This window comes from Oligosphaera ethanolica (genome assembly GCF_030814695.1).
Classification (GTDB): domain Bacteria; phylum Verrucomicrobiota; class Lentisphaeria; order Oligosphaerales; family Oligosphaeraceae; genus Oligosphaera; species Oligosphaera ethanolica.
In genome coordinates this window covers 5122076-5148631 of sequence record NZ_JAUSVL010000001.1, presented here as the reverse complement: position 1 = coordinate 5148631, position 26556 = coordinate 5122076, and the positions used below count along the sequence as shown (strand labels likewise).

General features: G+C 60.7%; 15 protein-coding genes. 5 read left to right on the top strand and 10 right to left on the bottom strand.

Annotation, left to right across the window (positions count from 1 at the left end; all coding sequences use genetic code 11):
* Nucleotides 1-78 precede the first annotated feature (78 nt).
* Nucleotides 79-1422, bottom strand: a complete 1344-nt coding sequence (locus tag J3R75_RS17855; protein WP_307264545.1) for a PHP domain-containing protein — start codon at nt 1420-1422, stop codon at nt 79-81.
* 278 nt (nt 1423-1700) lie between these two features.
* Here J3R75_RS17855 and J3R75_RS17850 point away from each other — a divergent pair, with 278 nt between their 5' ends.
* Both J3R75_RS17850 and J3R75_RS17845 read left to right on the top strand, forming a co-directional pair.
* Complete coding sequence (locus tag J3R75_RS17850; RefSeq protein WP_307264542.1) at nt 1701-4061, top strand: serine/threonine protein kinase; 2361 nt, start codon at nt 1701-1703, stop codon at nt 4059-4061.
* A gap of 475 nt (nt 4062-4536) precedes the next feature.
* Complete coding sequence (locus J3R75_RS17845) at nt 4537-6903, top strand: hypothetical protein (protein WP_307264539.1); 2367 nt, start codon at nt 4537-4539, stop codon at nt 6901-6903.
* A 97-nt stretch (nt 6904-7000) separates the two neighbouring features.
* Here the strand turns inward: J3R75_RS17845 and rnd are convergent, their stop codons facing one another.
* On the bottom strand, nt 7001-8134 hold the full coding sequence (gene rnd, locus J3R75_RS17840) for a ribonuclease D (RefSeq protein ID WP_307264536.1): 1134 nt from the start codon (nt 8132-8134) through the stop codon (nt 7001-7003).
* Nucleotides 8135-8172: 38 nt separating this feature from the next.
* The gene (locus J3R75_RS17835; RefSeq protein ID WP_307264533.1) at nt 8173-9387 is read right to left on the bottom strand and encodes a U32 family peptidase; all 1215 of its coding nucleotides are present in this window, start codon (nt 9385-9387) and stop codon (nt 8173-8175) included.
* Nucleotides 9388-9956: 569 nt separating this feature from the next.
* Between J3R75_RS17835 and J3R75_RS17830 the strand changes: the two genes are divergently transcribed.
* Nucleotides 9957-11978, top strand: coding sequence for a DUF6259 domain-containing protein (locus J3R75_RS17830; protein WP_307264530.1), 2022 nt, complete (start codon nt 9957-9959; stop codon nt 11976-11978).
* A 370-nt stretch (nt 11979-12348) separates the two neighbouring features.
* Here J3R75_RS17830 and J3R75_RS17825 read toward each other — a convergent pair whose 3' ends face one another.
* From J3R75_RS17825 to J3R75_RS17810, 4 genes are all read right to left on the bottom strand, one after another.
* Nucleotides 12349-13404 (bottom strand): DNA polymerase III subunit delta', encoded by a 1056-nt coding sequence (locus J3R75_RS17825; RefSeq protein WP_307264527.1) that lies wholly within the window; start codon nt 13402-13404, stop codon nt 12349-12351.
* Nucleotides 13391-14038 carry a dTMP kinase gene (tmk, locus tag J3R75_RS17820; RefSeq protein ID WP_307264524.1) on the bottom strand — a complete coding sequence of 216 codons (648 nt, stop codon included), beginning with the start codon at nt 14036-14038 and terminating at the stop codon, nt 13391-13393. The genes J3R75_RS17825 and tmk overlap by 14 nt, the downstream gene beginning before the upstream one ends.
* Nucleotides 14039-14578: 540 nt before the next feature.
* A complete protein-coding gene (locus tag J3R75_RS17815) occupies nt 14579-17083 on the bottom strand; it encodes a CehA/McbA family metallohydrolase (RefSeq protein ID WP_307264522.1) in 2505 nt (834 codons plus the stop codon).
* A 162-nt stretch (nt 17084-17245) separates the two neighbouring features.
* Nucleotides 17246-17446, bottom strand: coding sequence for a hypothetical protein (locus J3R75_RS17810; RefSeq protein ID WP_307264519.1), 201 nt, complete (start codon nt 17444-17446; stop codon nt 17246-17248).
* A 400-nt stretch (nt 17447-17846) separates the two neighbouring features.
* Between J3R75_RS17810 and J3R75_RS17805 the strand changes: the two genes are divergently transcribed.
* The gene (locus J3R75_RS17805) at nt 17847-18584 is read left to right on the top strand and encodes an IclR family transcriptional regulator domain-containing protein (protein WP_307264514.1); all 738 of its coding nucleotides are present in this window, start codon (nt 17847-17849) and stop codon (nt 18582-18584) included.
* A gap of 25 nt (nt 18585-18609) precedes the next feature.
* Nucleotides 18610-20010, top strand: a complete 1401-nt coding sequence (locus J3R75_RS17800) for an FAD-dependent oxidoreductase (RefSeq protein ID WP_307264511.1) — start codon at nt 18610-18612, stop codon at nt 20008-20010.
* 404 nt (nt 20011-20414) lie between these two features.
* On the opposite strand, the gene J3R75_RS17795 is transcribed toward J3R75_RS17800, so the two are convergent.
* The 3 genes from J3R75_RS17795 to J3R75_RS17785 form a co-directional block, all read right to left on the bottom strand.
* Nucleotides 20415-21881, bottom strand: coding sequence for an L-fucose/L-arabinose isomerase family protein (locus J3R75_RS17795; protein WP_307264509.1), 1467 nt, complete (start codon nt 21879-21881; stop codon nt 20415-20417).
* A gap of 63 nt (nt 21882-21944) precedes the next feature.
* Entirely contained in the window at nt 21945-24389 is a 2445-nt protein-coding gene (locus J3R75_RS17790) for a hypothetical protein (protein ID WP_307264506.1), read from the bottom strand.
* Between the two features lie 828 nt (nt 24390-25217).
* Complete coding sequence (locus tag J3R75_RS17785; RefSeq protein WP_307264503.1) at nt 25218-26483, bottom strand: cation diffusion facilitator family transporter; 1266 nt, start codon at nt 26481-26483, stop codon at nt 25218-25220.
* Nucleotides 26484-26556: the final 73 nt, after the last annotated feature.

Here is a 26556-nt window from a genome sequence, read left to right as displayed (position 1 = left end):
TGATGAATGAAAGTGAAGGAACTATCGGCAGGGTACGGGTTTTGTACGTTGAAACGGCGTTGTCTCGTCAGCGTCCGTTTAGCGCCATTGGCCGGCCTTGGCGCTGTCCTGAAGGTAGGCGAAGGCTTTGCTGGCGCCCATGGCGGTCAGTTTGTTGCGGGTGGCGGCGTCGGGAGCGGGCAGGGCGCCGACAGCGGCGAAGAGGCGGTTCCGGCAGGCCTGGCAGGCGAAGAGGCCCTGGGTGTCGGGGTCAATGTAGGAGAAGTCGGCATAGCGCAGTAGTCGGGTGTGGCCGACGATGATCTGGGCGCCTTCCAGGAAAGTCTGGTGGAAGGGCTTGAGGGCCTCGCTGGCGAAATCGTCAACCAGGCGTTGGCCGGGCTTGTTGCCTTCGGTGCCGACATTGATGGGCATGTTGAGTGCCTGTGCGGCCTCGACATAACGTTTCAGTGCGGCGACCTTCTCGGCCTTGACGGCCGGGTCTTTGAAGTTCCAGTTACGGTCGGGGATGATGTTAACTGCGGCGACGCCTTTGGCGGCGAGGCATGCGAGCTGTTCTTCGGGCTTGCTTTCGCCAGCGCTGCTGCCGTCCAGCCAGGCGCTCATGGGAATGGCGCGACATTCTTTGATCATGGCGATGACGCTGTCCAGGGCGGGGAAGGTCTTGTCCGTCGGTTGTTCATAGCCGATGCCACCCCGCTTGATGAGTTTGCCGCGCAGGTACTCGTTGAAGGCATTGCGGTCCTGGATTTTCAGGGCGAGCTCCTGCTGGTCGGCGTTGAAGAGTGCGGCCCAGAAGGCGGCGGCGGCGGTGGCGCTGCCAAAGTGGTCCAGGGCCTTCTGGTTGAAGGCGGCGATGATATGGCGCTCGGTGGCATTTTTGTCCGGCGTCAGGGGCAGGACGTCACGATCATAGTCGAGTTGCCAAGAGCCGAGCTTGCGGTTGACGCGGTCGATGACGGCGCGATTGCGTGCGTGGGACTGCTTGAGCATGTCGGCAAACACCGCAGCGGCATTGCTGCCGGTCGGTGGCTGACGGACAAAGCCCATGCCCATGAAGTAGAAGACGCCGGGTTCGCCGGGCGAGTTGATTTCTTGCGTGGCGTATTCGCGGAAGAAGACGCGGCTTTCAAAGCCGACGGCGGCGCGCAGGCGCAATAGGTCACTGGCGGCGAGGTATTCGTCCAGCGCCTGAAGGACATCGAAATCGCAGACGGCGGCGGCGTAGATGCCCAGCTTCTTCATTTCGTAGGCCACGCGTGATGGCGACCAGCCCTCGCCGTTGTAGGAGAAGAAAGTGTGGATGTGCATGTTCACCCAGTCGCGTTCCGCCGGGAAGGCCGTCTGGCCGCTCAGCTGCTGCAGGGCCGCGACGCGTTCAGTGGCGGCAAAAGAGGACAAAGAGGCAAGGTAATCCGTCATCGGGCTCTCCAATAACAGCTCGTGGGGCTAATCATTCGGAATACATACAGAATACATAAAAGAAAAGAAACTGTATTGTAAAAACGGTATTTTGCAACAGCGTCAGCGAGGTAGTCAGGCATTTCGGCGGGGTGATGTCGCGTCCGATTTTGCTGGCAGCGCCAGTACAAGCATGTACTGCGCTTGCCTGTATGGGTCTTGTTTTTCCTAGGCTGTCGGTTATTGTTCTAGGCATTGCCCGAGAGCCGACACAGTTGCAGCCAGCAGGGACCAGACGCATGAGCGACGACAAGCAGCCCGCACGAAATTTCGCCAGAGATGTTGCCAGGACCATCGAAATCGAATCTGCCGAAACGTCGGTGAGCGAGCAGCATGAGGCGATCGCGGAGCCGGCCGAGACGCCAAAACCACTGACACGTGTGCAAGGCATCAAGAAGACTGTCCTGCGCCTGATGACGTTGCGACCCTTTGCCCGCACGAGCACCAGCCTGCCGCGGCGCGATCTGAGCAACAAAACGCCCGTGACCCAATTTGCGACGACGGACTACCGCGCCGCTGTCGCCAATGACCAGATTGACGCGGATACAACGCTGGACGACCTCTACGATGTCGAAGCCAATTTCCAGCTTGAGGAGGAGATTGCTACCGGCGGGCAGGGCAGCATCAGTCGCGCTCGCGACCGCAAGTTTGCCCGCGTGGTGGCGGTGAAGTCCCTGCACGACGAGCTCAAAGTGCGCCCGGAATACCGTCGGGCTTTCATTACGGAAGCGAAGATCACGGCGCAGCTGGAGCACCCCTCGATCATCCCGGTGTACGGGATCTACGGCGATGCCGACAAGGGCCTGCACCTGGCCATGAAGCTGGTTCGGGGCAAGACCCTGTCGCAGTATCTGGCGATGCTGCGCGAGCAGTACGAGATCATGTCCCGCCGGCTGATCATCCGCAGCGAAAACACCATACTGAAACAGCGCCTGGAGTATTTTCAGCGGGTGTGCGAGGCCATCGCTTACGTCCATCACAATCAAGTCATTCACCGCGATCTTAAGCCCGACAACATCATGATCGGAAATTTCAACGAGACCTACGTGATGGACTGGGGGATTGCCGAGCAGGTCGAGACCGACCCGGCGGCCTTCCATCGCAAGCGGCCGTCGGGCACCCTGCAGTATATCTCGCCGGAAGTTATCAATCGTCAGCCTTACGATTGCCGTTCGGACATCTACTTACTGGGACTGATACTGTTTGAAATCGTCTTTCTCAAACCCGCCTATGTCTCTAAGGACACGAAAGAGGCGTTGGCCAAAGCCAAGCATGCCGAGGTGGAGCCCTATGTTCATGCCTTCGGTTGCGCGGTGGACGAGGACCTCGTCATGATCATCCGCAAGGCGCTGGCGATCCCCCCCGACGAACGGTACTCGACGGTCGAGGCACTCCTGGACGATGTGCGGGCCTTCCTGCAGGCCGAGCGTGTTGCCGCCAATCCGCACCGATTCTGGGTCGAGATGCGCTATCAGTTCCGGCGCCACTACAAGGGCGCGACGCTCGCTGGCGGCCTCATGGCGTTATTGCTGCTGTCGCTGTCGTCTTATTCACTCTACCGGGAGAATCGAAACCAGCTCCGGCAGAAACAGACCGAAGCAGTGTTTTCGGAGGTCTTTACCAACGGCTTGCTCTGTGGTTCGCGTTTCGATCGTCGCATGAAGGACTACGAAAAGCTTGTGGCGGATTTGGCCAATGAGGCGACGTGGCGGCTGGAAGACGCGCGGACGCGACCCGTGCCGCCGGTGCGCGCCTACGGTCCACAGGACAGCCAGAAGCCCTTCACGGCGCCACCCGGCCTTGGCTACGCCGATGGCTATATGCAGCAAATATCCCTGGAACACCCGGTCTGCGTGGTGGCGCCGGGGGAAAAACTTGCTGATTTTGCAGGCGCGGTTGCTGCGTTGGCGACCCTGCGGCATTCTTTCCTGCGGCTTCTCAGCGTTGAGCTTGGCGATGCTTTTTGCGAGAGTGACGACGCGATCTGCAAAGCGCTCTTCGCGGGTCAGCCGCCCCTGTTCAATTGGGTGTACATCAGTCTGGCCGATGGTCTGCATGTCAGTTTTCCCTATCATGGCGACTACCCGGCGGAGTATGATGGTCGGGAACGTCCTTGGTACAACGCGGCGCTGGCGGTGCCGGCGGGACAGGCCGTGTGGGGTGATCCCTACGTGGATATTAGCATGCACCAGCGCGGCATGGTGACCTGCAGTCAGGCCATGTACAACAGCCAGGGCGAGCCCATTGGCGTGGTCGGCGCCGACATCAGTGTGGACACGCTGGTGGCAATGCTATCGCGAACCGGCAATAGAGGGCGCTTCGTGAAAAACAAATACTTGGTCAACAGCACCGGTACGGTAGTCGCCCAAAGTGGCCAGCAGATACTGCCCGGCCGGCGGCAAGGCCCAGAGAGCCTGAACAAGACATTCCACAACCAGTCGCTGCTCAGAGCAATGTGGCTGACGCGCAACGGCCGCATTTTCACTACCGAAAACGAACGGCAGTATTTCTACTTTTTTATGCACATCGAAACCCTCAACTGGCTCTATATCGAACGCATGGACTACCTGCAGCTGCTGGCGGGAAGGCCGCGACTGTGATCGACACGCGAGGTGAGCGGACGGAGCGGATGGGGCCGGCGAGTTGATCGGTCTGATCGGTCCAATGCTCTTCACTGAGTGTGCTGGCAATGGTTGACGGGGAGTTGATTTGTGACCATTCGCCGAGGTTTTGAGCGATGAAATGCCGCGATGACAATAGGCTGTTTTGGTTGAAACAACTGGTGCCAGGGAAATCGTTAAGTTAAGAGCATTGGTCTGATCGGTCTGATCTTCTTTTGTTTTTTATCGCGGACGGATCGGACGTATCCGGCGATTTGATCGGTCTGATCGGTCCGATCGGTTTGCGAGTTTCTTGGAAAAGCATTGTGCATCACCGTGTCGGCAGTTGTTTTTGAGCTGACTTGTCACTATACTAAGAGGTCTTTTCCGGCGTTGCCTTGCGGCGCTGCTGCTCCAACTAGTCACCCTCACTACATGATCAAAACCAGCGGGTTTTCAAGGAAGGTATTTTGGCATGAAGCGACAGATTGTCATGGCGCTTTTGGTTCTGTTGGTGTGTTCAATGATGCGGGTGGTTGCACAGGCACCGGACCCCGCCATCGATTTTCAGGCGTTGTTGGCAACGGAGGGCGCTGCCGCTAATCCCGACGCGACTACGGCGGCGCCAGCCGAGCCGGTCGCAATGGAGCCCGAGGTGTCTGCCACCGGCCGAGTGGTGCTCTATGGCAAGGATCGTGTTGACAATTTGTGGGTGCCCGATCGGCGCGGACAGCTTCTGCCAGCGCCCGATGCTGGTTTCTGGCGCTGTTTCATGCACGGTCAGACTGATATTTTCACTCGGATCGTGCCGTGGCAGATCGTACTGGCCTCCGAACAGGTGGAGGGGCTTGACGGCAACATTACGGTCGACAACAAATTCAAGAAATCCACGCTCCCCTCGCTGTGTGTGGCTGGCGGTGCCAATGTGGTGCCGGCCAAGCCAATCATCGGTCTGGAGCAGCTGGAGAAGCTGCGCGGCCGGATGATTCGTGTTTTTATCTGGATTAAAGGGAAGGATACTGGTGCCGGGGCAGCGCTGTGGCATGCCGCACCCACCGTCAGTCTGCACCTCAAAGACGCCAACGACAAGCTCGTTCACGAGGCCACCGGCATCTTCCGTACGCGGGGGACCTTCCCGTGGTTCTGCTACTACGTGGATATGCCCATTTATGTTGCACTGAAGACGACACCTGATGTCGTGGCGACCACGACAGATGACGCCGCCGCCCCGGCTGAAGAAGCCCCCGCAGATAACCTCGGCTCTTTTGCCGACCTGCTCAAGAATGATGACGGTGGTAATGGTGATCCCGAGCAGATTGACGATTTTCAGCTCGCTCTGCCAACGGGAGGCGGCCTGTACATCAATCTCAACAATCCCCAGTCCGGCACGGCGTGGTTTGCGGACCTGTCCTGGAAAGAGATTAACCCCCGCGACACGTTCGCTAATGTGATGATGAAAGAACAGCGCGTGGATCCACAAACGGGTAGTCTGGCCCCAAACCCGGACTATGACGAATTGCCCATGCATATTTTCTTCGGACTGAGCAAAAACACCCCGTGGAATTTTCTGGGGGGAACGGTGTCTTTGCCCAATCTGTCCCGCAACCAGCAGTTGGAAGCCTACATGGAAATGGTCGAGGGCGACTGGATGCACATGCTGCATGCCGTGCCTTATCTGGTGTACATCTACAACACTGGCCGGATTCTCAAATGCAGCCCGGCATTCGAAGATGGCTGGTCACAGCGTCTTCTGCAGCGCCTGCAGAGCCTGCAGGATCCTCGCACCGGCCTGTGGACGGTGAACGACCGACCGAACCTGCTGGTCACCCGGCGCATCATCGAGAACAGCTTCCGCACCCGCAATATCCAGCGCAGTGACCGCCCGGAACATCTCACGCCGTGGTTATGCGTGGACAACACGCCGGTGCCGATGGCAACACAGCTCTGCGAAAATATTCTCAAAGTCCAGCGGCGCGACATGGGGGGCGCAAAATTGGCAGGCTGGAATATCTACGCGTTTCAGCCAGATGATTTGGCCGCACCCGGACAGGACAACCGCGGCGACCTCTGCGCCACGGACGCGGCTGTAAACACCCTCCGCCTGGCCTTGCCTCTCCTGCCATCCACGCAGCAAAAAGAGGTCCAGGACGCCATTTACGGCGCCTGGGAATTTGTCATGGGGCGGCTGGTGCAGCCCAATGGGCTCTGGCGTCAGCAGGACGGCGATGTCCGCGTCAGCCATCCACGCTTTTTCTATTCGTTCATTGAGGCGACGCCATGGCTGGAATTCCGTCAGAATGGCGATGCGGCACCGACGTTGAGCATTGACTACATCACGTCAAACCATCTTCGCATCGGCTGGCCAAAGCCGCCATCGCGTTATGTGGCGGTACGAGTGTACATGGCTCCCGGCGACCTGCCGCAAAGTGACCTGCGGGAAGAGCACATTGTGGCGATCATCCAGCCCAACAGCAGTAGCCTGCTGGCCTTTGATCCGCTGCTGGCCATGCAAAATATTGTTAAGGCTGGCCGCGAAAGATGGGGTGTGACGCCGGAAAGTGAAGACGCGCAGTACACGGCTGAGAAACTTCGCCTGCTCTCACCCAAGGTGCAGGTCGTTCCCCGTGGCAAGCAGGCCGACATCACCATTCCTGCGCCGGAGGATGGGAAGGCAGCCAATAAGCTCTATGCTGCGGCCATCACCCGCTATGGTGAAATGACCACTTGGTTCGTGGTGCCGGATGCCCCGCCGCCAGCCCCGGTCGCCCCGGTCGGTGGTGATATGATGATGCCGCCAGGCGACATGGCACCGCCACCCGCCGATATGCCGCCGCCCATGTAAGTTGACGTATTGCCCCATGCGCCCTGGCTGCAGCATCAAGGCGCAACGCCGCCGCCTGGCGCGCCCCTTGTCGCTAGGCCACCAGCGCTACGTCGCTTCAGTCGTTGAAATTGCCGGTGACGAGGTTTTCGATGACATCGCCGGTGAGTTCCCGCCGCCATCCCTGCAGCAGCTGATGGTGCACCGGCCATTTGCCGGCCTGCGCGGCGAAGACCAGCGCTTCGGCATCTTTGCGGGCTGCGACCAGTTGTGGGTCGATCTGCCGTTCATTGGCGCGCTTCTGGACCACCTGGAGGATGCGGTTGCTGCGTTGCTTGATGACAGCGCTGGGCAGGCGCATGCCCGGCAAGACTGGCCAGGCATGCTGGGGCATGGCCAGGCCTCGCTGCACAGCGGCAAGCACGCCCTCGCCAAATTTCTCGATGAGCTTCGGCCAATAGTCGGGAATCTTTTTCAGGTCGGCGAGTGTTTTGGGGTGAAGGCGGGCGGCGACGACGAGCTGTTCGTCTTTCATGACTCGCGGGCGGGCCTTGTCAAGCTCCTGTGCGGTTTGTTCACGCCATGCTGCAAGTGACTTGAGTACGGCCAGGTCGATGCCGCTGAGACTGCCCATGCCGCTGACCCGCCGCCAGCACTCGTCGGGCTTGGTTTCACCGTAGTAGCCGTTATGGCTGTAGCTGGCCATTTCTTCCTTGAACCAGGGGAGATTACCGAGCTGGTCGATTTTGTGTTCTAGGGTGCGGTAGAGTTTTGGCAGCAGGGCGACGTCGCTGGCGGCGTACTGCAATTGTGCATCGCTGAGGGGCCGTTGCAGCCAATCGGTGCGCGTTTCGGTCTTGGGTAGGGTGATGCCGAGTTCGCTGGTGAGCAGTCGGTTGAGCGACATGGTCGCCGTCAGGCCGCAGAAGCCTGCCGCAATGCGGGTATCCACGAGCGGTGCCGTCAAGGCGCCGCACCAGCGGCGCAGGATGGGTAGATCACTGGCCGCTTCATGGAAGACCTTGGTGACCGTGGCGTTATCCAGCAGTATCTGCAGGGGCGTCGGATCATTGATGGCCAGGACATCAAGCAGGTGGCTGTGCTGTTCATCCCATGCCAGCTGGATGAGTCCCAGGCGTGGATGGTAGGTGTTGGTCCAGACAAATTCGGTATCGATAGCGACCAGGTCTTGCTTTGCGGCTTCTTCACAAATGGCGGTTAGCGCCCTGGTGTCGGCAATCAGAGGGGACATGGAGATTCCTTAGCTGGAGGTTCTGGGAGGCGGGGTGGCTATTGCCGCGCGGGAGTCGTCCGTGCGACCAGGCGGTACACCTCGTCGTTGGCGCGGACGGCCGTGTCCAAGGCGATGGTGATGGTTTGAGGCGGGTTTCGCGCCGGGTCGTTTTCACAACGGATGTTCCCGGCAACTTGTTTGACGACGCCAGTGGTCGGGCCCATAATGAGGATTTGGTCGCCCTCATGGATGGTGTAATTCTGCACCCAGATGTGGGCCGCGCCGGCTTTGCGGTAATAGTTAATGACCTTGCCGACGCGTTCCTTCTGTTCCGTAGACTTGCTGCCATCGGTGTCGGTGAAGTCGCTGATGGGGCGCCCAAGAAAGAAGCCGCTGGAGAAATCGCGGTTGAAGACCGTGCGGCATTCTTCCATCAGAGCCGCCTTGAGTTCTTGGTCGAGAGCGCCCCGAGCCCATGCGTCAATGGCCCGCCGGTAGGAGCTAGTGATGCAGGCGACGTAATCTGCCGGCCGATTGCGTCCCTCGATTTTGAGCGCATCAATCCCGGCGTCAAGCAGCTGGTCAAGAAAGGGCAGGGTGCAGAGGTCCTTGGCGGAAAAGAGATAGTGGTCTTCGACTTCGTAATCGCCTTCGCCGTCGCTGCAGATGGCGCGGAAGGGCCGGCGGCAATTCTGCCGGCATTCCCCGCGGTTGCCGGACTTGCCGTAGCTGTCCTGGGATAGATAACAGCGGCCGGAAACACTGACACACATGGCGCCATGGGCAAAGACTTCGATCTCAATGCCTGCTTGCCGACGCAGGCGACGCAGTTCCGGCAAGGTGCATTCGCGGGCCGGGACGATGCGCGTCGCCCCCAGCCCGCGGTAGAAACGCGCGGCGGCGGCGTTGGCGACCGAAGCCTGCGTCGAAATGTGGATGGCTATACCGTGGCGCCGGCAGGCTTCAATCACGGCTGGGTCCCAGCAAATCACCGCATCAACCAAGCCGGCGACCGCGGCCAAACGGGCATCAAGACGGCGCAGTTCCTGCTGGTACACTTGCGTATTTACTGCGAGATAGAGTCTGACGCCGCGGCTACGGCACAGCGCCGATGCTCGTCGCAGCGCTGGCTGGCTGAAATTGGCCGCAGCACTGCGCATGCTGAAATCTTTGAGGCCGACGTACACGGCGTCGCAGCCGGCGTCAAGAGCCGCTTTGAGGCAGGTGGCGTCGCTGGCCGGTGAAAGCAATTCGGGCTTTTTACGGGGCATGAGAAAAAAGGTACCGTTGGGGGACGGCTGGAAGCCTGGTTGCGAATGGGGTGGCATGCCGGTGAGTTGGCCGGGCAACGCCAAGACAAGTGTGATGCCATAATGTAACCTGAAAAAAGGAGCTTGGGCTCCGGCAAGGGCAAAATTGGCCGTGGGGGGAATGCCTCAGTCATTGATACCAGCCGTTTCCAGGGGACGCCTGGGACCGTGGGGACCGGTTGGCTCGGCGCCGGGGCGAGGACTCACGACGCATAAGGCATGGTCCCATGAATTGGACGGTGGGGACTTTCGGGACCGTGGGGAATGACGCATAGGGCTCAAGGGACTGATTGACCGCCGTCCCGGCGGCCTGGGAGCGATGAAAACAAAAGGCTGTGATAACTAGTGTCAACGAGTGACCGATTACCCTCAGGGAATATCTTTGCTTCGCGCAGAGGGCGCTTGGGATAACAACGACTATATTTGGGTTCGTTGTGCGTGGCGAGACGCGCTAGTTTCTATCGTGCCTGCCGCCTGCTTGCCACATTGTCACCTCATCGGTTCCGGTCATCACGTAGAGGAGTACTGCCATGAGCGAATACACACTTGCCAATGCCGCCCTGGAAATACGTTTCGGGGATGATGGCCAGGTTCTGTCTTTCAAGGACAAACGCCAAGACTGGACATACGGCGGCGGCGGCGACCTCTGGCGGGTCATCTACGCACGCGGCCTCTGCAAGGAAAACTACGCTCGGCGCGGTTGCGACCGGCCGCTCATCAGTGTGATTGACAATCGCGAGATCAGCCTGGTGTACAACGCTCTTGCGGGCGACGACGGCCCGCTGGCGGCGAAGCTGATCATTCATGCGATTCTGCATGACGACCATGTCGCCTGGCACATCAGCCTGGAGAACAACGACCCCGGCGCTGTGATACGCGAGTATCACTTTCCCCTGCTGGGTGACTGTCGCCTGCCGGAGAACGCGCGGTTGATCCGTACTGCTGCCGGCGGCCAAGTCACCGGGAACATCAAGGCTTCCATCCGCGCCTGCCATTCGCAGTACATGGCGTCAGATGAACGCTTTATTCAGATGGACAACCTTTATCCTGGGCGTTCAGCGAGCAACTGCTACATTTTCGATTGCGGCGACCGTGGGCTGTACATCGGCAGTCACGACGTGAGTTTTCAGAACACTCTGCATCTTTTCCGGCTCAGCGGCGACGTGCTCGAGGCCGGCATAGTCAAGTATCCCTTCATCAGCGCTGGCGAGAAAGTCGCCTGTGATGGCTTCGTCTGGAAGCCCTACAACGGCACTTGGCATGTTGGTGCCGATTTCTATCGCGCCTGGGCCGACAGCTGGTTCAAGCCCCAGCCGCGACCGGAACATGTCGACGCCATGCGCGGCTGGCAGCGCATCATCATGCGCCATCAGTACGGCGAGACTTTCTATCGCTATGATGAGATGGAGACAATCCTCAAGGACGGCTTGGCTGCGGGCATTGATACCTTACTGATGTTTGGCTGGCACACGGCCGGCCACGATGCCGGCTACCCGGAATACGAGGCCGATCCCGCCCAGGGCGGCCAGGACGCCATGCGCGAGCAGGTCCGGCGTTTTCAGGCCGGCGGTGGCAAAGTGCTGTTCTATTTCAACGGCCAGCTAATCGACATGGACACTGCCTACTATCGCGGGCCGGGGCGGCGCCTGTCCGTCAAGAACGAAAATGGCGTCGAGCATCAGGAGTGGTATAAATTCGGCAGCATTGGCACGGCCTTGCGCACTTTTGGCAACAAGTCCTTTGTGACGGCTTGCCCGTACTGCGAGGAATGGCTGGAGCATCTCAAGAGCCTGGCGGACCTGGCCATGGATATGGGTGCCGACGGTGTTTTCTTCGACCAGCTGGGCTATATCTCCCAGCCCTGCTACGATCCGAACCACGGCCATCGCGTGCCGATGATGGATCCCATGGCCGCGAAAATGCGCATGGTCAAGGCCTTGCGTGAACACATCAAAAGCCGCAATCCCAAGGTGTCCCTGGGCATTGAGTGGTTCTCGGATGTCACCACTCAGCACGTGGACTACATTCACAATATCACCGGCGGCGCCAACCCCGGCTGGTTCCAGGAGTGGTCCCGATACGTCTTCCCGGAAATCGTCCTTAGTGACCGCGAAATTCGCGATGACTACTGCGGCGTGGAACGCCGGGTGAACCACGCGCTCCTGCTGGGCATGGTTAGCGATGTCGAGATCTTCCGCTGCCGCAAGACCGTGGCTGCCGCGCCGAAATACGCCGCCTGGCTCAAGGAGGCCAACGGCCTGCGCGAGCGCTGCGGCGACTTCCTCCTGCGCGGCCGCTATCGCGATACGCTGGGCTTCACGCTGGACAACGCCGGCATCCAGGCCCGCTCCTTCATTGCCCGCGATGGCCGCATGGCGGTGGTGGCCACCCAGAGCGAGATTGATGAGGCCGATGGCGTCATCACAGTGCCGGGCTTCAGCTACGAGTCATGCGATGGCTACGGCGACTACGGCGTCATTGCCACCGGCGACCAGGTCAAAGTCACCCTGAAACGGTACGGCTTCGTCCTGCTGATGTACCGCAAAGGATAATGCGGGTAGGCAAGGAGCAGGCAAGACTGATACCCACGCGCACGCGACAGACTGGTGACGCCATGCTCTCCGCTTAACGATTTCCATGCGCTTGTTGCGCCAACACTACAACCTGATGTCGCCGCGGCATTTCATCGCCGCGAAGCGGCAGAAGCGCTGAAAGCGCGAAACATATCAGCCCAGGGCAAGCACGCTGAAGGCGTGCGCCGCCCTGGGTAAAACGGCAACTATATTCGCGTTCTTCGGCCCCTTTGGCCTCAGTCGGCGAAGCTGACTGAAGCCAAAGGGGCAATGGAACTCATTAACCACAGCGGCATTTTGCCCAGTTCCCCCGCAATAAAGATCACACTGGTCGCTCTTTCTGCATGTCTCAGCGGCGTGCGGCGGGCTGGGGGGCGCGCGCGGCGATTTTCTCGGTGATGCTCAGGCACATGGCATCCAGCGCCAGGCGTTCCTCGACATTGCCGCGGAGAGCGCGGACAAATTCTTCGACCATGCGCACGTCCTGTTCGGCTTCCCATGGGTTGGGCCGCTGCCGGAGTAGTTCCGGTGCGGCACTGACCATTTCGGGGTGTGGCAGGTGCTGTTCGTCAGCGCCGTTGGCGATGATCAGCCGTTGCAGGAACCACGCCTGCATGGCGTCGAGAAGATTTTCGCGGCAGCGGATGTACTCGGCTTCGACCTTGGCGGTCTGTTCCTCTTCGAGCTGCTTTTTGATTTTGGGGTCGTCGGCGTCCTTCCAGCGCGGGTCGTCGTCAGTCTTGGCCGTTGCCTCGGCGGCGGCGTGCAGCCCAGCGAGGATTGCGCTGATTCTGCTGGCGGCGCGCACCGCGACGCTGGCGCCGGCGTTACGGCGCAGGCCGGCCAGCACTGGGAAGAGGCCTTGCTCAACGGCAATGGCGTAGTCCTGGCGATTGCGTAGGAGCGAGAGCAACTGGCAGCGCGAACGGATGGTCGGCAAGAGCTGGCGGCTGTTCACCGTCAGCAAAAGCAGCATGGTGTGGCTGGGCGGCTCTTCGAGGGTTTTCAGGAAGGCGTTTTGCGCTTCGGCGCCCATGCATTCGGCTTCGACGATGATGCCGACCTTCAGGCGGCCTGGCGCGGCGGCCAAGGACAGATCGTGGTCGAACTGCCGCATGCTGTCCACAGTAATCGTCCGCGATTTGGATTGCGGCCGGAGGATGAAGCATTCCGGGTAGGCTTTCATCTGGAAGAGACGGCATGGCTGGCACTTGCCGCAGGCGGCGCCGTCCGTGCGGCCGCCGGTGCAGGCGGCCGTTTGCGCCCAGGCCATGGCGAAGTCTTCGAGCAGGCCCGGCGTGTCGCCGACCAGCAGGTACGCCTGACCGCTGCGGTCGTTGGCCTTGGCTTGTTGCAGGCACTGGCAGAGTCGCGGATAGCGTTCAGCAAAGTCAGCGAAGGACATGACTGACCTCTTCGCGGATGCGGGCGGCGACATCGTCTACGGGCAGATCCGCTGATATGACCCGGAAGCGCTTCTGGTTGTGCCTGGCGAGATCGAGGAAGCCCTCGCGCACGGCGAAATGGAACGCGCGGTTTTCACTGGCGAAGCGATCGACGGGCGTGTCGCCGTCCCGTTGCTGCGTGCGTCGCTCGCTTTCATCAACGGAGATATCCAACAGCAGCGTCAGGTCGGGCCAACGGCCGTAGAGGGTCAGCTCGTGCATGCGCTGAATGAAGTCCATGTTGAGTTTGCGGGCGTAGCCCTGGTAGGCGGTGGTAGAGTCGGCGAAGCGGTCGCAGAGGACCACGCCGCCCTTTTCCAGATGGGGCAGTATCACATTGCACATGTGCTGTGCGCGGCTGGCGCCAAAGAGCAAGAGCTCGCTTTCAGGGGCGACTTTTTCGTTCCGGAGCTCCATGAGAATGCGGCGGAGCTCTTCGCCCATGGGCGTGCCACCGGGTTCGCGCGTGACCAGGACCTCATAGCCGAGTTCGCACAAGTGTTTTTCCAGCAGGCCGATCTGCGTGGATTTGCCACTGCCTTCCGGGCCCTCAAAGGTCACAAACAAACCGTGGGGTAAATAAGGATGCTGCATGATATCGTCCACAATAGGATAATGGGGGAAAAGACCGGCTCGTGGTGCGCTGGGAGTGGGCCCCACGTTCGCGCGGCCGCAGAAAAAAAGAATATAAGGCCGGCAGGGCGCGGCGCAAGCCGTCGCCAAGCGCAGAACGACTCGCAGGGTAATCGGTCAGTAACCACCCCGGTGTTTTCCCCACCGGGGCGGTTACTTGCCGATTACGTCTCGCGGCCGTGGAGTGGGCGTCTCGCCCACTCCGACAAGACGGCTCATTAAACCGTCCTCGTCATCCACGCCGACCGTACCCGACCCGTCTCCCCCGCCGCACGAGCCGTGCGCACAGCGGCTGGAAGCCGCTGCTACTCTGGGCCCGCTATGACTCCGCTGCCGCAAAGGTCGGCGGAAAATCAAGGTCGGATGGCTGGGCGGCGGTTGGCCGTGGGTTTCCTGCAAATTGTCCTCGGTGAATTCCCTGCCGGGGTGGTTACTGACCGATTACTCTGCGGGGATGGTCCACTGCGAAAAGTTATGCTGTACGCGCGCGCAGAAGTGCAACTACGGCTGTTTGGCCAGCGCGCGGAGACGGTCGGCGATTTCGTCGAAGACCGCCGGCGACACAATTTCGTCGAGGGTCATGAATTTGATACGGTCGCGCAGGTCAGCGGGGAGCTCCTTGGGGAAGGGCAGGACTTCCGGCGGCACAAAGTCGTCGTGGCGGAAGTAAATCGGCGACGCGGCAGCGGCAATTTCCTGTTTGCCAGGGGGTGTCATGATGGCCAGGTACCAGCAATTCTCCTGCTCGGCCAGGGGCCATTCCAGGCGGACGTGGCCGTCGTCAGGAAAGCGCAGCGTCTTTTCTGCAAAGACGTTGCCGTTGCGCATGATGCGCAGATGGCCTTCGCGACCGGGGACATTATAGGCATCGACGCTGAGCTGGTGTTTGCCGGCGGGGCGGATGATATCACCGCTACTTTTGCCGTCGATGTCGATAATCAGTGCGGCGCTGTTCCAGCTGACCATCGTTCGGCGTTCCTGGAAGGCGCGGACGATGGCGGCCTCGGTCAGTGCGTCGGCTTTGACGAAAGTCGCGCCGCGGCCACTGGCGGGCGTGCGGCCGACGTCGTAGGCCGCGTCGCTGCTGGCGCTGCAGGCGATGCGGTAGCCGCGATTGAGCAGCGAATACCAGTATTTTTCCGTGCGGGACAAGCTGCCGCTCATGTAAAAGAGGTCGAGGCATGGCATCATGTCGGGTTCGCAGAGGAGCCACAGCGCGTTGTCGCGGCCGCTCATCCAAGACAGTTCCCGGCCACTGTCTTTATCCTTGCGCATCGCGCCGGTGTAGAGCGGATGCACGGGTATGGCCACACCGCCGGCCTGGTAGATGTACTCGCGGGCCTGCGCGAAGTTGCTGCGTTTTTCGGGGTCAAAAGGCATGGTCAGCGGGGGGACGCCGACATTGCCGACATGGCCGTAGATGGTCTTGGGGTACTCCATGTTGAGGCGCAGCAGGAAGCGCTCGTGTGACAGCGCTTCGGCAATGCCCTGGTAGTCGGCGATGGCGCGGTCATTGGCGAAACTGCCGGCCAGGTACATCCAGTCATAGCCTTCGGCTTGGCAGATGGCTGCAAGGTGTTGGACGTTGCTTTTGTAGATATTCTCGCCGTGGATGATGTGCGCGTGGAAATCGCCCTTGTACCAGCCGCGTTCACGCAGCAACGGGTGCTCGTGCATGTGCGATATCTTCACTTCGCCGCGCGCGGAAAACGCATATTCGCCCATGGTCCAATAATGGCGGTTGTTCTGGTGCCACATGCCGGGCTTGGGCGGCGTTAGGCCGCCGTAAGGATTGCCAGCCAGGTCGAAGCTGCGCACTGGCTGGCCGTCGTCCGTAATGGTCAGTTGTGCGGGGGAAGCGAGAATGCCGTGCACCACGCGCCGGCCGGGTTCTGGTGTCATCGCGAAGTGCAGCTCCTCGGCGACGGGCAGCTGCAGCATGGGCAGATAGGCGTCGGCCATGCCATCAGCGACGGCCTTGAGGCAGTAGACGCCGGGCAGAGCCAGCGTCAGGCTGAAACTGCCGTCGTTGCCAGCTTTGGTGATTTCGCCCGTGTTGGCCATGACATAGGCGCCCGGCACGGCGTGGCCGCGGACAAGCACCGGTGCGAAATCGTAGGGATGGGCGTAGTCGCTTTCCGCGCCGATGCCGCGAATGTCCAGGCGATCCTGGTACATGCTGACGACGCAGGCCGTGGGCTCGCTGGCATTCACCAACGCCTTCACGGTTTTGTGCAGCACGCGTCGCCGTGGCGACAGGCCACCGCGGTGGTTGTGGCCGGCGAAGAATCCCCGCAGGCGCGGGCAGCCGTCCAGCACGGCCAGCATCTCCATGTGATCCCACATCAGGTCGCGGCTGCTGCTGGCCAGATACCACACTGGCGCGTGGGAGAAGACCACGACGTCTTCGCCAGCCGTGTTGGCCGCTTCCAGCTTGTCCCGCAGCCACTGCTTCCGTTCGGCGGAGAGCATCCCGTCGTAGCTGTTGAATTGCACACCATTGTGGGCCGCGAGGAAGTCCTTGGCGGCCTGCTGGCGGCCGCTGGCTTCGTCGGCGACGAGACTGACGTCCTGGCTGTTGATGACCACAAAACGCACGCCGCCTGCGGCAAAGTCATAGAACAGATCGTCCACGCCGAAAAAAGCCTTGAGCTGCTCTTCGCTGTGGCGTTGCAGATCGTGATTGCCGGCGAGAAACTTCACGGGGACGCGGCTGTCGGCGGCAAGCGCAAGCATTTGCGCCATGTCGTCGTCTTTAGCACCGTCAATGATGTCACCGAGAACCATGATGAATGCCAGGTCCGGCTCCTGGTTCAGTCGCGCCAAGGTCTGGCGGTACATATCCTTTGCCTGGCGATAATTGCGGCCGAGCTTGCTGTCCTGATCGGCGTACTGCGGGTCGGCAATCAGACCAAAGCGCACAAGGGGCTTATCCACCTGCGCCAATGCACAAACAGCACTCAGCAACAAGGCCGCGACGACAAGGATGGCTCGGCGTGATGGCATATCGAGATACTCCTCGGTTGGCAGGGGAAATGAGACTTCGTCTCGCTATAAACCCGGCTTCGATCAAGATTGGGCCTTGTGGCAGAATGTGCCTCGGCCGGTGGGTGAACGACTGCGCTAATATAGGGCGGATTCACGCACGCGCACAGGAGCCCGGCTAGATCACGCGGACGGAGCGGACAGATCGTCTGGCTTTTTTCGCGGACCGATCAGACCGATCGGACCGATCAGACCGATCAGTCGGATCAGCCGGATCAGTCGGATCAGTCGGATCAGTCGGATCAGTCGGATCAGTCGGATCAGTCGGATCAGTCGGATCAATCGGATCAGTCGGATCAGTCGGATCAGTCGGATGCTTTTCACTTAACGATTTCCCAGTGGCCAGTTGTTTCAACCAAAACAGCCTTTTGTCATCGCGGCATTTCATTGCCGCGAAGCGGCAGAAGCGCTGCAAGCGCGAAACAGACCAGCCCAGGGCAAGCACGCTGAAAGCGGGCGCCGCCCTGGGTACAATGGCGACTATGTTCGTATTCCTCGGCCCCTTTGGCCCCAGTCGGCGCAGCTGACTGGGGCCAAAGGGGCAATGGAACTCACTTGCTTACCTGGGGCTGACGTCGGCGGCATGCCTGGCATCCGTTATCAATGGCTGACCGATTTCTGCCGTGCGGATTTTTTTTGCCTTTTTTTATTTGACAAGCTATTACGGCGGGTTATCGTTAGCCTTGTTTGAGTTAAACTTAATTAACCAGGAGTTAATAATGCTATGTCTTCATCGCCGATACAGTCTGTCGAACATGCCTTTCGGTTATTGGATTTGCTGGCGCATGGCGGGGCGAATCTGAGTTCGCTGAGTCAGTCATTGGGTCTGAGTGCACCGGGCACGTTGAAGATTGTGAAGACGCTGGAGTCCTTGGGGATGATCTGCCAGGGCGCGGATAAGCGTTATGAGCTATCGGTGGGCTGCGGGAAATACGCGCGGGCCTATTGTGCGCAGCATCCGTTGCGGGAATTAGCCCGGCCGGTGTTGGAGCGGCTGTCGTTGTTGGTGAATGACCGGGTGGTGCTGTCGGTTTTGCAGGGCAGCCTGCAGTCGACACTGTTGGTGATTGATCCCCGGCAGGGCCTGCGTCATCCCGAGCTGGAGATACCGCACGGGCCGCATCCAAGTCTGCAGCTGGCGACGGGACGAGTGCTGCTGGCGAATGCGCCTTGGGAATGCGCTCTTGAGCAGCTTGCGCTTTATCCGGCGGCGTACTTGCCGGCGGATATTCGCGACGAGGAGGGTCTGAAGGCGCTGTTGGCGGCAGTTCGCCGTGAAGGCTTCGCGCTGGTGCCGACTTCGCAACTGCAGGTGACCTACCTGGCGGTGCCAGTGCATAGCCACGGCGGCGCCGTGGTTGCGGCCTTGGGCATGCATATTACGGCGCCCAAAAACATAGATGATTCACTAGCGTTGGCGCGGCAGGCCGCCGCGGAACTTGCCAACGTGATGGTTCCATAAAAAAAGCAGGAAAGGCAGTAGCGACATGAGCACGATTATCGAAGCAGCGAGAGAATTACCAGTCATTGATGAGGTCGATGTGGTGGTTGCTGGCGGCGGGCCTGGCGGTTTTCCCGCGGCGGTGGCGGCAGCGCGGCGCGGTGCGCGCGTGTTGCTGATTGAGCGTTACGGCATTCTCGGCGGCCTGGCCAGCGGCGGCATGATGGGGCCGCTCTTCGGCTATGCTTTCCGCAAGACCAACTTGATTCTCGGTGGCATACCGGTTGAAATCCTTGAACGGCTTAAGGCCCTCGGTGGCGTGCGCCCGGACTATATCAAGCAAAAAGGCGCCGTTCAATTCTTCCCGGAGATGGTCAAGCACGTCGCTGACCACATGGTGGTAGAATCCGGCGCCAAACTGCTGCTGCATGCGTGGGTAGTGGACGTCGTTCGCCAGGGCGATCACATTGACGCCGTAATTATTGAGAGTAAATCCGGCCGCCAGGCCGTCCGCGCCAAGTACTTCATTGATGCGACCGGCGATGGCGATCTGGCGTATCGCCTGGGCTGCGACTACAGCAAGGGCCGCCCTGCCGATGGCAAAACACAGCCCATGGGGACCAAATTCCGCATCGGCGGTGTCGATATGGCAAAGGCCAAGGAACACGACAAGGCAAGCCGCGAGTTCATCGCCAAGGCCATTGATGAAGGACGCATTCCGTCCTACCACACTTTCGCCGGCGAAGTCAGTGACCAAGGCATAACGCTGCGTCCAGATGAATCGACACCGACTGTCACGCGCTGCGCCGGCGATGCGACCAACGTGCACGACCTCACGCGCGCGGAGGTCAAAATCCGGCGCGACACGCTGGCCATCGTGGATTTCTACCGGCAGTTCGTCCCTGGCTACGAAAACTGCTATCTGATGGAGACGCCGTTTGCGGTCGGCGTGCGCGAAACCCGGCAGATCATTGGCGACTACGTCCTGACTGGTGACGACGTGCTCAGCAGCCGCCGTTTTGACGACACGGTCGCCCGCGGCTGCTGGTTCCTCGACATTCACTGTCCGCTCGGGCGCTACAACGGCCACAGCAATCTCTGTGACAAGAAGTGTAGCATCAAGCCGGATTGCATCATGAAAACCAAATACTCAGATCAGCTCTTCGACAATATGTTCGGGTTCAAGGTGAATGACGAAAACATGTGGTATGACATTCCCTATCGCTGCTTCGTGCCGAATAAGTCGTCGAATCTGCTAGTGTCGGGCCGTTGTCTGTCAGCGGACAGTGGTGGCATGTCGTCAGTGCGGGTGATCGCCACTTGCTTCGCCATGGGCGAGGCCGTCGGCGCCGCCGCTGCGCAGTGTGTAAAGAAGGGCATCGCGCCGCGAAAGGTCGATGTTAAGGCCTTGCAAGACGATCTCCGCAGCGCTAATGTGCCGTTGTAAACAAACACGCGCACGCTAAGGCGTTTGTTCCGCAGATTTTGTGGCCGCACGGCTTGCCGTGGGCTTGTTTTGCCTCACGCGAAGGCGCGAAGGCGCGAAGGAGAAGAGGAAGAAGAATGGCGGCATGTCTTGCCGCTGCGTGGCAATCCAAGCCGCCGGGTGGAAGGCGCGACCGTTCCGTAGCCGCACGGCATGCCGTGCGGCTTTTTTACCTCACGCGAAGGCGCGAAGGCGCGAAGAGGAAGAGGAAGAGGAAGAAGAAGAATGGCGGCATGTCTTGCCGCTGCGCGGCAAGACATGCCGCCGGGTGGAAGGCGCGACCGTTCCGTGGCCGCACGGCTTGCCGTGCGGCTTTTTTTTCCTCACGCGAAGGCGCGAAGGCGCGAAGAAGACAAGGGATGGCGTCACTCGGTAACGCGGATGCACTCGATGCCGAAGGAGTCGGCGATTTTGACGAGAGTCGATGCGTGGTGGCCGATGCCGAGGGCGAAATGGTGCGTCGGTCCGCTGAGGCACCAGCGTTTGAGAAAAGTGCGCACGTCGGGGGCGAAGCGGCCGTGAGTGTTGGTGTTGCCGGTGGGGGGGATCGGCCCGGGCATGGACTCGCCTTCGGCGACGATGAAGCGCAGACGGCCGTGGTCATTCACGCTCACGCTGAGCATGGTGATCGGGCCGGTCTTGATATTGAATTCCACGCCGGCACCGGAGCCGGGCTTGCCGTGGTATTTCTTCAGACTGCGGATGACGGGCTTGCCTTCGGCGATATTGAGGTGATGGGGGCCGTCGTGACCGACAAGGACGCTGTCGCGCTCAAAGTCAATGGGGTGGAATTCGGCGAAGCTGCCGCCAATTTCGAGGCGGTCCATGATAAGCATGGCCACGCAGGTCTTGATGTCGAATTCGCCGCACATGGGAAAGCCGGCGGCGGTGAGCAGCGAGTTGCCGACGATAAAGTTGGTGACGAGCTTGCGGGTGACCGAGTCCGGCTCACCTTCGTAGTAGTAAGCCAGGCCGTCGAGGGACTTCTCGGTGATGTATTTTTCGAGGGTGACGGCGACGACGGCAGCGGTCTCCAGATCGGCGTCGGTGAGTTTTTCGGTGAGGGGGTCGGAGACGGGCACAGGCGTGTCGAAGAAGGCGAGGATGCGCTTTTTCATGTCGATGACGTCTTTGCCGGCGGGATCGACGCTGCGGTAGGTGGGTAGCATCTGATCGGCTTCGCATTGGACGATGTGGCAGCCGAGCTGCGCCGTGAGTGAGCTGGGGTCAGTCTGCATGTCGAGCATGGCTTCGAGGACGTGGCCCATGTGCCCAAGGCGCGCCCGGCGCAGATCGTGGCGCACGTGGGCGATGCGGCACCACTCGGCAAGCGCAGTGTCGGCCTCGGGGTCGCCATCGAGCTGGCCGATAATGACATCGGCGACGGGGTGGCCCATGCGCAAGGCCACGCCGGTGAATTCCGGCACGGAGCAATAGTCGTCGTTGCAGAGCTGCATGTAGGTCGTGCCGCGCGCGTAATCCATGGCTCTGAGGGGCTGCAGCGCCACCAGCACCACCGGGCAATTCATCTCGCGGACGATGGCGCCGAAGGTCGCGCTGGTGCCATAGGTGACCATGTCCACAAAGAGCACGTCAGGATCGGCTGCCTTGATTTTGGGCAGCGCCTCGTAGGCGCGCTGGGCGCAATCGACCATGCCGAAGTCACTGACGGTGACTTGGTTGGCTTCGAGTTTCTGCACCAACCGGGCACTTTTGCCCAGCAGCTCATCGAGCAGTCCCGGGAACTGCTGCCAGTAGGTGTCCAGGCCAATCGAAAACATGGCCACATTGGCGCGAAGGGGCTTGCGGCGGGGTATGACGGGATTGATCATGATATCTGTCTCCAAATGGATGCTTGACGGTAAAATACGGCGTGGTGCGGGAGGCAACGGCCCTTACCACTCGGCGTGGAAGACGCCGTTGACGCCTTTGAAGACGGCGCAGCGACCATATGGCGTGTCTTCCCAGGTGGGGGTGAGGAAGTTTTCGCTGAGCATGCTCCAGCCGCCATTTTTGCTGGTGGTGAAGGCCAGTTTTGCGCCGGCGTCCGTGGGCGGGAAGAAGCGCACTTCGGCATCAATCAGGCCGGTGTAGTGCCGGCGGCTGTGGTAGCCCTGGTAAGCCGGGAAGATGATTTTGGCGCCAATCACCGACGGCGCGTCCTGGCGGACAAAGCAGCGGCATTCCTGGTGCACGCATTTGGCGGGCTGCCAAAGGGCGCAGCCGTCTTCGAGGCGCGTTTCCTGCTCGGTGAGGATCGGTGCGCCCATGGGCGTTTTGGCCAGGACGGTCGCGGTGGTGTCCGGTGCAAAGATTGCGAAGCGGAAGCCGTTGTCGTGGCGGGACAGATTGATGCGCGGCAGCAAGGTGTCGGGCCGGTAGCCTTTTTCGCGGAACTGCCAGCCGAAGCAGGGCAGCATGTAGCGCATCAGGCGTTCGCTGGGATAAGCGACGGAGGGCTGCTGCAGGCGCAAATCGCGGCCCTTGCCGATGTCTGGCGAGCAGGGCGACAGCGACCGCACATAGCCGATCTTGGCGCCATTAGCGAGCGTGCTGAGTTGCGCCAGGACGCGTTTGGCGCCGTCTTGGCAGGCGCTGGCCAGCACCTGTGCGTTGCTGCCCGCCGCCGGTACTTCCACCAGGCCACCGCCATTGAACTGCGGCACGACCTGCAGGACCCGCGCGACAGTGCCGTTCTCGCAGAGGTCTTCGGCCAGGCTGGTCTCGATGCTTACTTCGCCGCTGAGCGGTTCCGCGAGGGCCAAGCCGAGCCATTGGCGCAGCTCTGAGATGGCCGCGACGGCCGGGCCGTAGAAGAGGACGCTGCCGCCGATGGCATTGACCTGCTTCAAGGCTGCCAGCAGCTCGGGGGTGACGCCGGAGATCGGCACGACCAACAGCTGTGTGGCTAATAGCGCGGGCTGGGTGGCGGCGATGGCTTTGAAGCTGTCGCTGCTGACGACGGTGTTCAGCGGCAGGCCATTCTGGATGGCCGCGCCCAGGAACCAGTCTTCGCTGAAGATCGGCGCCGGGTCGGGATTGGCGCCGTGAACGCGCTCGTCGTATTCGGTGAAGGGATAGAGCCACAGGAAAGGCGCGATGGCGTCTGGAGCGTTGTCAAATGCCTCCATGAGGTGCGGGATGACTTCATTGGGGACTTGATCGGGCAGGCGGCCCAGCGTGTCATCGACGGACAGGAAGGAGATCGTGTCGGGAACTTCTACTTTGCCCTGGCGGTTGACGCGGCTGATGGACAGCGGCAGAAAGATATCCCAGGGCTCGCGGCCATAGCGGTCCAGCCAGGGGCTATTGAAGAACCACGGGTCGTGCGTGTAAAAACGGAAGGGGAATTTGCCGCTGGGCACTTCGCAGATGTGGCTCATCCACGCAGCCAGCTCCACGCCGGTGTTGAAGTTGAGCGCCGCCCAGGGCGAGTTCACCGGCGGTGCGACATTGTAGCTGTTATAGATCTGCCGCAGCGGACAGCTGTCCGAAGCGATTTCCAGGCCAGCGGAGAAATTGCTGCCGCGGGTTTCGATGACCACGCCGGGGGCGTTGTTGGTGAAGTCGTTCCAGAAATCGATCATATCCTGGGCGGCCTGCGGGGCTTTTTCGGGGAAGAACTGCTGTTTGTCAAAGAGTGCGCCGGTGATGCCCCAGGTTTCGTGGCCAAAGCCCATGCCATTGGAGAGCCAGATGTAGTCGAACCCGAGATCGTTGGCGAAGCAGTGGAACTGCCGGCCGAGGAAGGCCCCGAGGGTGATGCCTTCGGGAATGCCGTCTGGGAAGCCCGCGTAGGGCTTGGGATCGGCGTGGAGCTTCGCGGTGCAGACCACGAAGCTGTTGGGGTACATGGTGTGGGCCTGGGCAATCTCTTTGTGCCGCGAGTATTTGAAATCGGAGATGGAGAATTCCGGTCCGTTGTCAAACGTCGCGCCAATGCGTATGGGCTTGCCGGTGATGCGGCCGCCGACCTCCTTGAGCACGGCCGTGAGCTGCTTCAGCCAGGCGTAGGTGCGCGGGCCGGCGTCCGGGCGGTATTTCTTCGGGAAGAGATGGCTGTTTTCGCGTGTTCGCGGGCTGGGATTCTCTGGCACTAGCGGGCCGGGGTTGGCGACCCCGATCCAGTAGGCCCACTCCATGGACTGTTGCAGGTCGCCGCTGTACTGGAGAATCTCGCTACCGTCGGCATTCCACAGCATGACCGACACCATGTCGGCGTGCATGGTCAGCGGCAGCCACTGCCGGAACATGATTTCCGCGACGCGGATCATCTCGGCTTCGCTGTCGTTGTAAAAAGGCTTACTGCTCAATTCCAAGGTGACATTCTTCAGATGCATGACGGGCCTCCAAGTTCAGTGGATGACGTCTCAACGCGCCGCAAAAAACGCGCGCTTTAAGCAAACAACGGCTACCATAACCGCACAATCAGACCGCGCTTGGTGAATCCATCAGCAGGGGGACGATTTTTGTAAAAAGTTTCACCCAGTCCAAAAGATTGTTGGGGATAGGTCGTAGCTGCGCCACAGGTATCGGGACGGTTTGTATGCGGGGAGACAGCGCTTAAGAGAATATCATACAGCAATAACGAGGGGTGGTAGTTGATCACCCATATCCCTGCGGCCTTTTTGATCGCCCACCGCTAACCGTCTTGCTGTTGGCATTTGAGCGCTGAAAATAAATGACCGTAGGAATGGCTGGTATCAATGAGTGAGCCATTACAGGGTCTGAGGTAATCGGTCAGCCATTGATATTGGCCGGCCCCAGGAGACGCCTTGACGCTGGGGACCGGTTGGCGCGGCGCTGGGGCGAGGACTCACGACTCATAAGGCATGGTCCCATGGATTGGACCGTGGGGACTCAAGGGACGCTGGGGATTGACGCCTTGACGCTGGGGACCGGTTAGGGACGTCTTGACGCTGGGGACCGGTTGGGGACGTCTTGACGCTGGGGACCGGTTGGGGACGTCTTGACGCTGGGGACCGGTTGGCGCGGCTCTGGGGCGAGGACTCACGACTCATAAGGCATGGTCCCATGGATTGGACCGTGGGGACTCAAGGGACGCTGGGGACCGGTTGGGGACGTCTTGACGCTGGGGACCGGTTAGGGACGTCTTGACGCTGGGGACCGGTTGGCGCGGCGCTGGGGATTGATGGGACCGGTTGGGCTCAGACGAATGAGGAGATGAAGTCGATGTGGACGGAGAGTTTGGGGTCGTGAGCCTGGAGGGTCTCGGTGAGCTTGGCGTTGATGGCGTCCTGTGAGAGCGGGTAGTTGCGGGGAATGAGCAGGTGGAAGTGCAGAACGGGGCCGGCGCCGGGGGCTGTTGCAGCAGCATTGGCGTTGGCACCGTTTGCGGCGGTGCTGTTTGCGGCAATACCGTTGGCCGTGGCATCGTCGGCTGGGGCTTTGGTGGCGATATCGAGATTGAGGTCGTAGACGACGAAATGGCGGTCAATGGCGCGGACGGCGTCTTCGCAGCGCTGGCGCCAGAGTCGCGTCTGGGGATCGGCGGTGACGTAGGGATCGCAGTGGAGGATGACGCGCACGGGCATGCAGCGGGCGATTTCGAGCTCGGCGGCTTCGAGGATGTTGTGCATGGCGACCAGATCACCATCGCGGTCGACTTCGGCATGGGCGGAGGCGAAGTAGGTGCTCGGGCCGTAGTTGTGGACGATGACGTCGTGAACGCCACGAATGCCTGCGCAGGCGAGGAGGCGCCGGCGCAATTCGTCCACCAGGGCCGGATCGGGCCGTTCGCCGAGGAGGGGATTGATGATTTTGCGTAGACTGTTGATGCCGCCGGCGATGACGATAATGGCGACGAGAGTGCCGGCGCAGCCATCGATGGGCAGACTGCTGTAATGGGCGGCGACGACGGAGATGAGGACGATGCCAGTGATGAGGATGTCCGACAAGCAGTCGAAGGCGACGGCGCCGATGGCTTCGGAGTGGATGGCGCGGCCAACGCGGCGGGTGAAGAACAGCAGCCAGAGTTTGGCGGCGACGGTGGCGCCGTAAAGGTAGGCGAGGGCGTGGGGCATGTCCACCGGCTGGGGCCGGATGATGCGGACGATGGACTCTTTGAGGAAATTGCCGCCAACGGCGATGATGATGACCGCGATCAGCAGGCCGGCGACGTATTCCATGCGGCCGTGCCCAAAAGGATGTTCGGCGTCGGCGCGTTTGGCGGCTAGTTTGAAGCCGACGACGGTGATCATTGCCGAGCCGGCGTCAGAGAGGTTGTTGATGGCGTCGGTGGCGATGGCGATGCTGCCGCTGATAATGCCGATGGCCAGCTTGAAACCGAAGAGCAGGATATTGACGGCGAGGGTGATCAGGCCGCAGAGCATGCCGTAGGCGAGGCGGCTGGGCGGATCCTCAGGCTGTTCCGGGTTGGGCACAAAGACCTTGATGAGCAATGTCGTCAGCATCGGGCGCTGCTTTCGGGTTGGCGAGGAGGCGGGACAATAGGGGGCTGATGGCGATAAAGACAGACCGCCCCGG

Excerpts from the sequence above, each read along its gene's own strand:
- J3R75_RS17825 (WP_307264527.1), bottom strand. The coding sequence starts at position 13,404 with ATGTCCTTCGCTGACTTTGCTGAACGCTATCCGCGACTCTGCCAGTGC.
- J3R75_RS17795 (WP_307264509.1), bottom strand. The coding sequence starts at position 21,881 with ATGATCAATCCCGTCATACCCCGCCGCAAGCCCCTTCGCGCCAATGTG.
- tmk (WP_307264524.1), bottom strand. The coding sequence starts at position 14,038 with ATGCAGCATCCTTATTTACCCCACGGTTTGTTTGTGACCTTTGAGGGC.
- J3R75_RS17815 (WP_307264522.1), bottom strand. The coding sequence starts at position 17,083 with ATGCCATCACGCCGAGCCATCCTTGTCGTCGCGGCCTTGTTGCTGAGT.
- J3R75_RS17830 (WP_307264530.1), top strand. The coding sequence starts at position 9,957 with ATGAGCGAATACACACTTGCCAATGCCGCCCTGGAAATACGTTTCGGG.
- J3R75_RS17835 (WP_307264533.1), bottom strand. The coding sequence starts at position 9,387 with ATGCCCCGTAAAAAGCCCGAATTGCTTTCACCGGCCAGCGACGCCACC.
- J3R75_RS17850 (WP_307264542.1), top strand. The coding sequence starts at position 1,701 with ATGAGCGACGACAAGCAGCCCGCACGAAATTTCGCCAGAGATGTTGCC.
- J3R75_RS17845 (WP_307264539.1), top strand. The coding sequence starts at position 4,537 with ATGAAGCGACAGATTGTCATGGCGCTTTTGGTTCTGTTGGTGTGTTCA.
- J3R75_RS17800 (WP_307264511.1), top strand. The coding sequence starts at position 18,610 with ATGAGCACGATTATCGAAGCAGCGAGAGAATTACCAGTCATTGATGAG.
- J3R75_RS17855 (WP_307264545.1), bottom strand. The coding sequence starts at position 1,422 with ATGACGGATTACCTTGCCTCTTTGTCCTCTTTTGCCGCCACTGAACGC.
- J3R75_RS17785 (WP_307264503.1), bottom strand. The coding sequence starts at position 26,483 with ATGCTGACGACATTGCTCATCAAGGTCTTTGTGCCCAACCCGGAACAG.
- rnd (WP_307264536.1), bottom strand. The coding sequence starts at position 8,134 with ATGTCCCCTCTGATTGCCGACACCAGGGCGCTAACCGCCATTTGTGAA.
- J3R75_RS17805 (WP_307264514.1), top strand. The coding sequence starts at position 17,847 with ATGTCTTCATCGCCGATACAGTCTGTCGAACATGCCTTTCGGTTATTG.
- J3R75_RS17790 (WP_307264506.1), bottom strand. The coding sequence starts at position 24,389 with ATGCATCTGAAGAATGTCACCTTGGAATTGAGCAGTAAGCCTTTTTAC.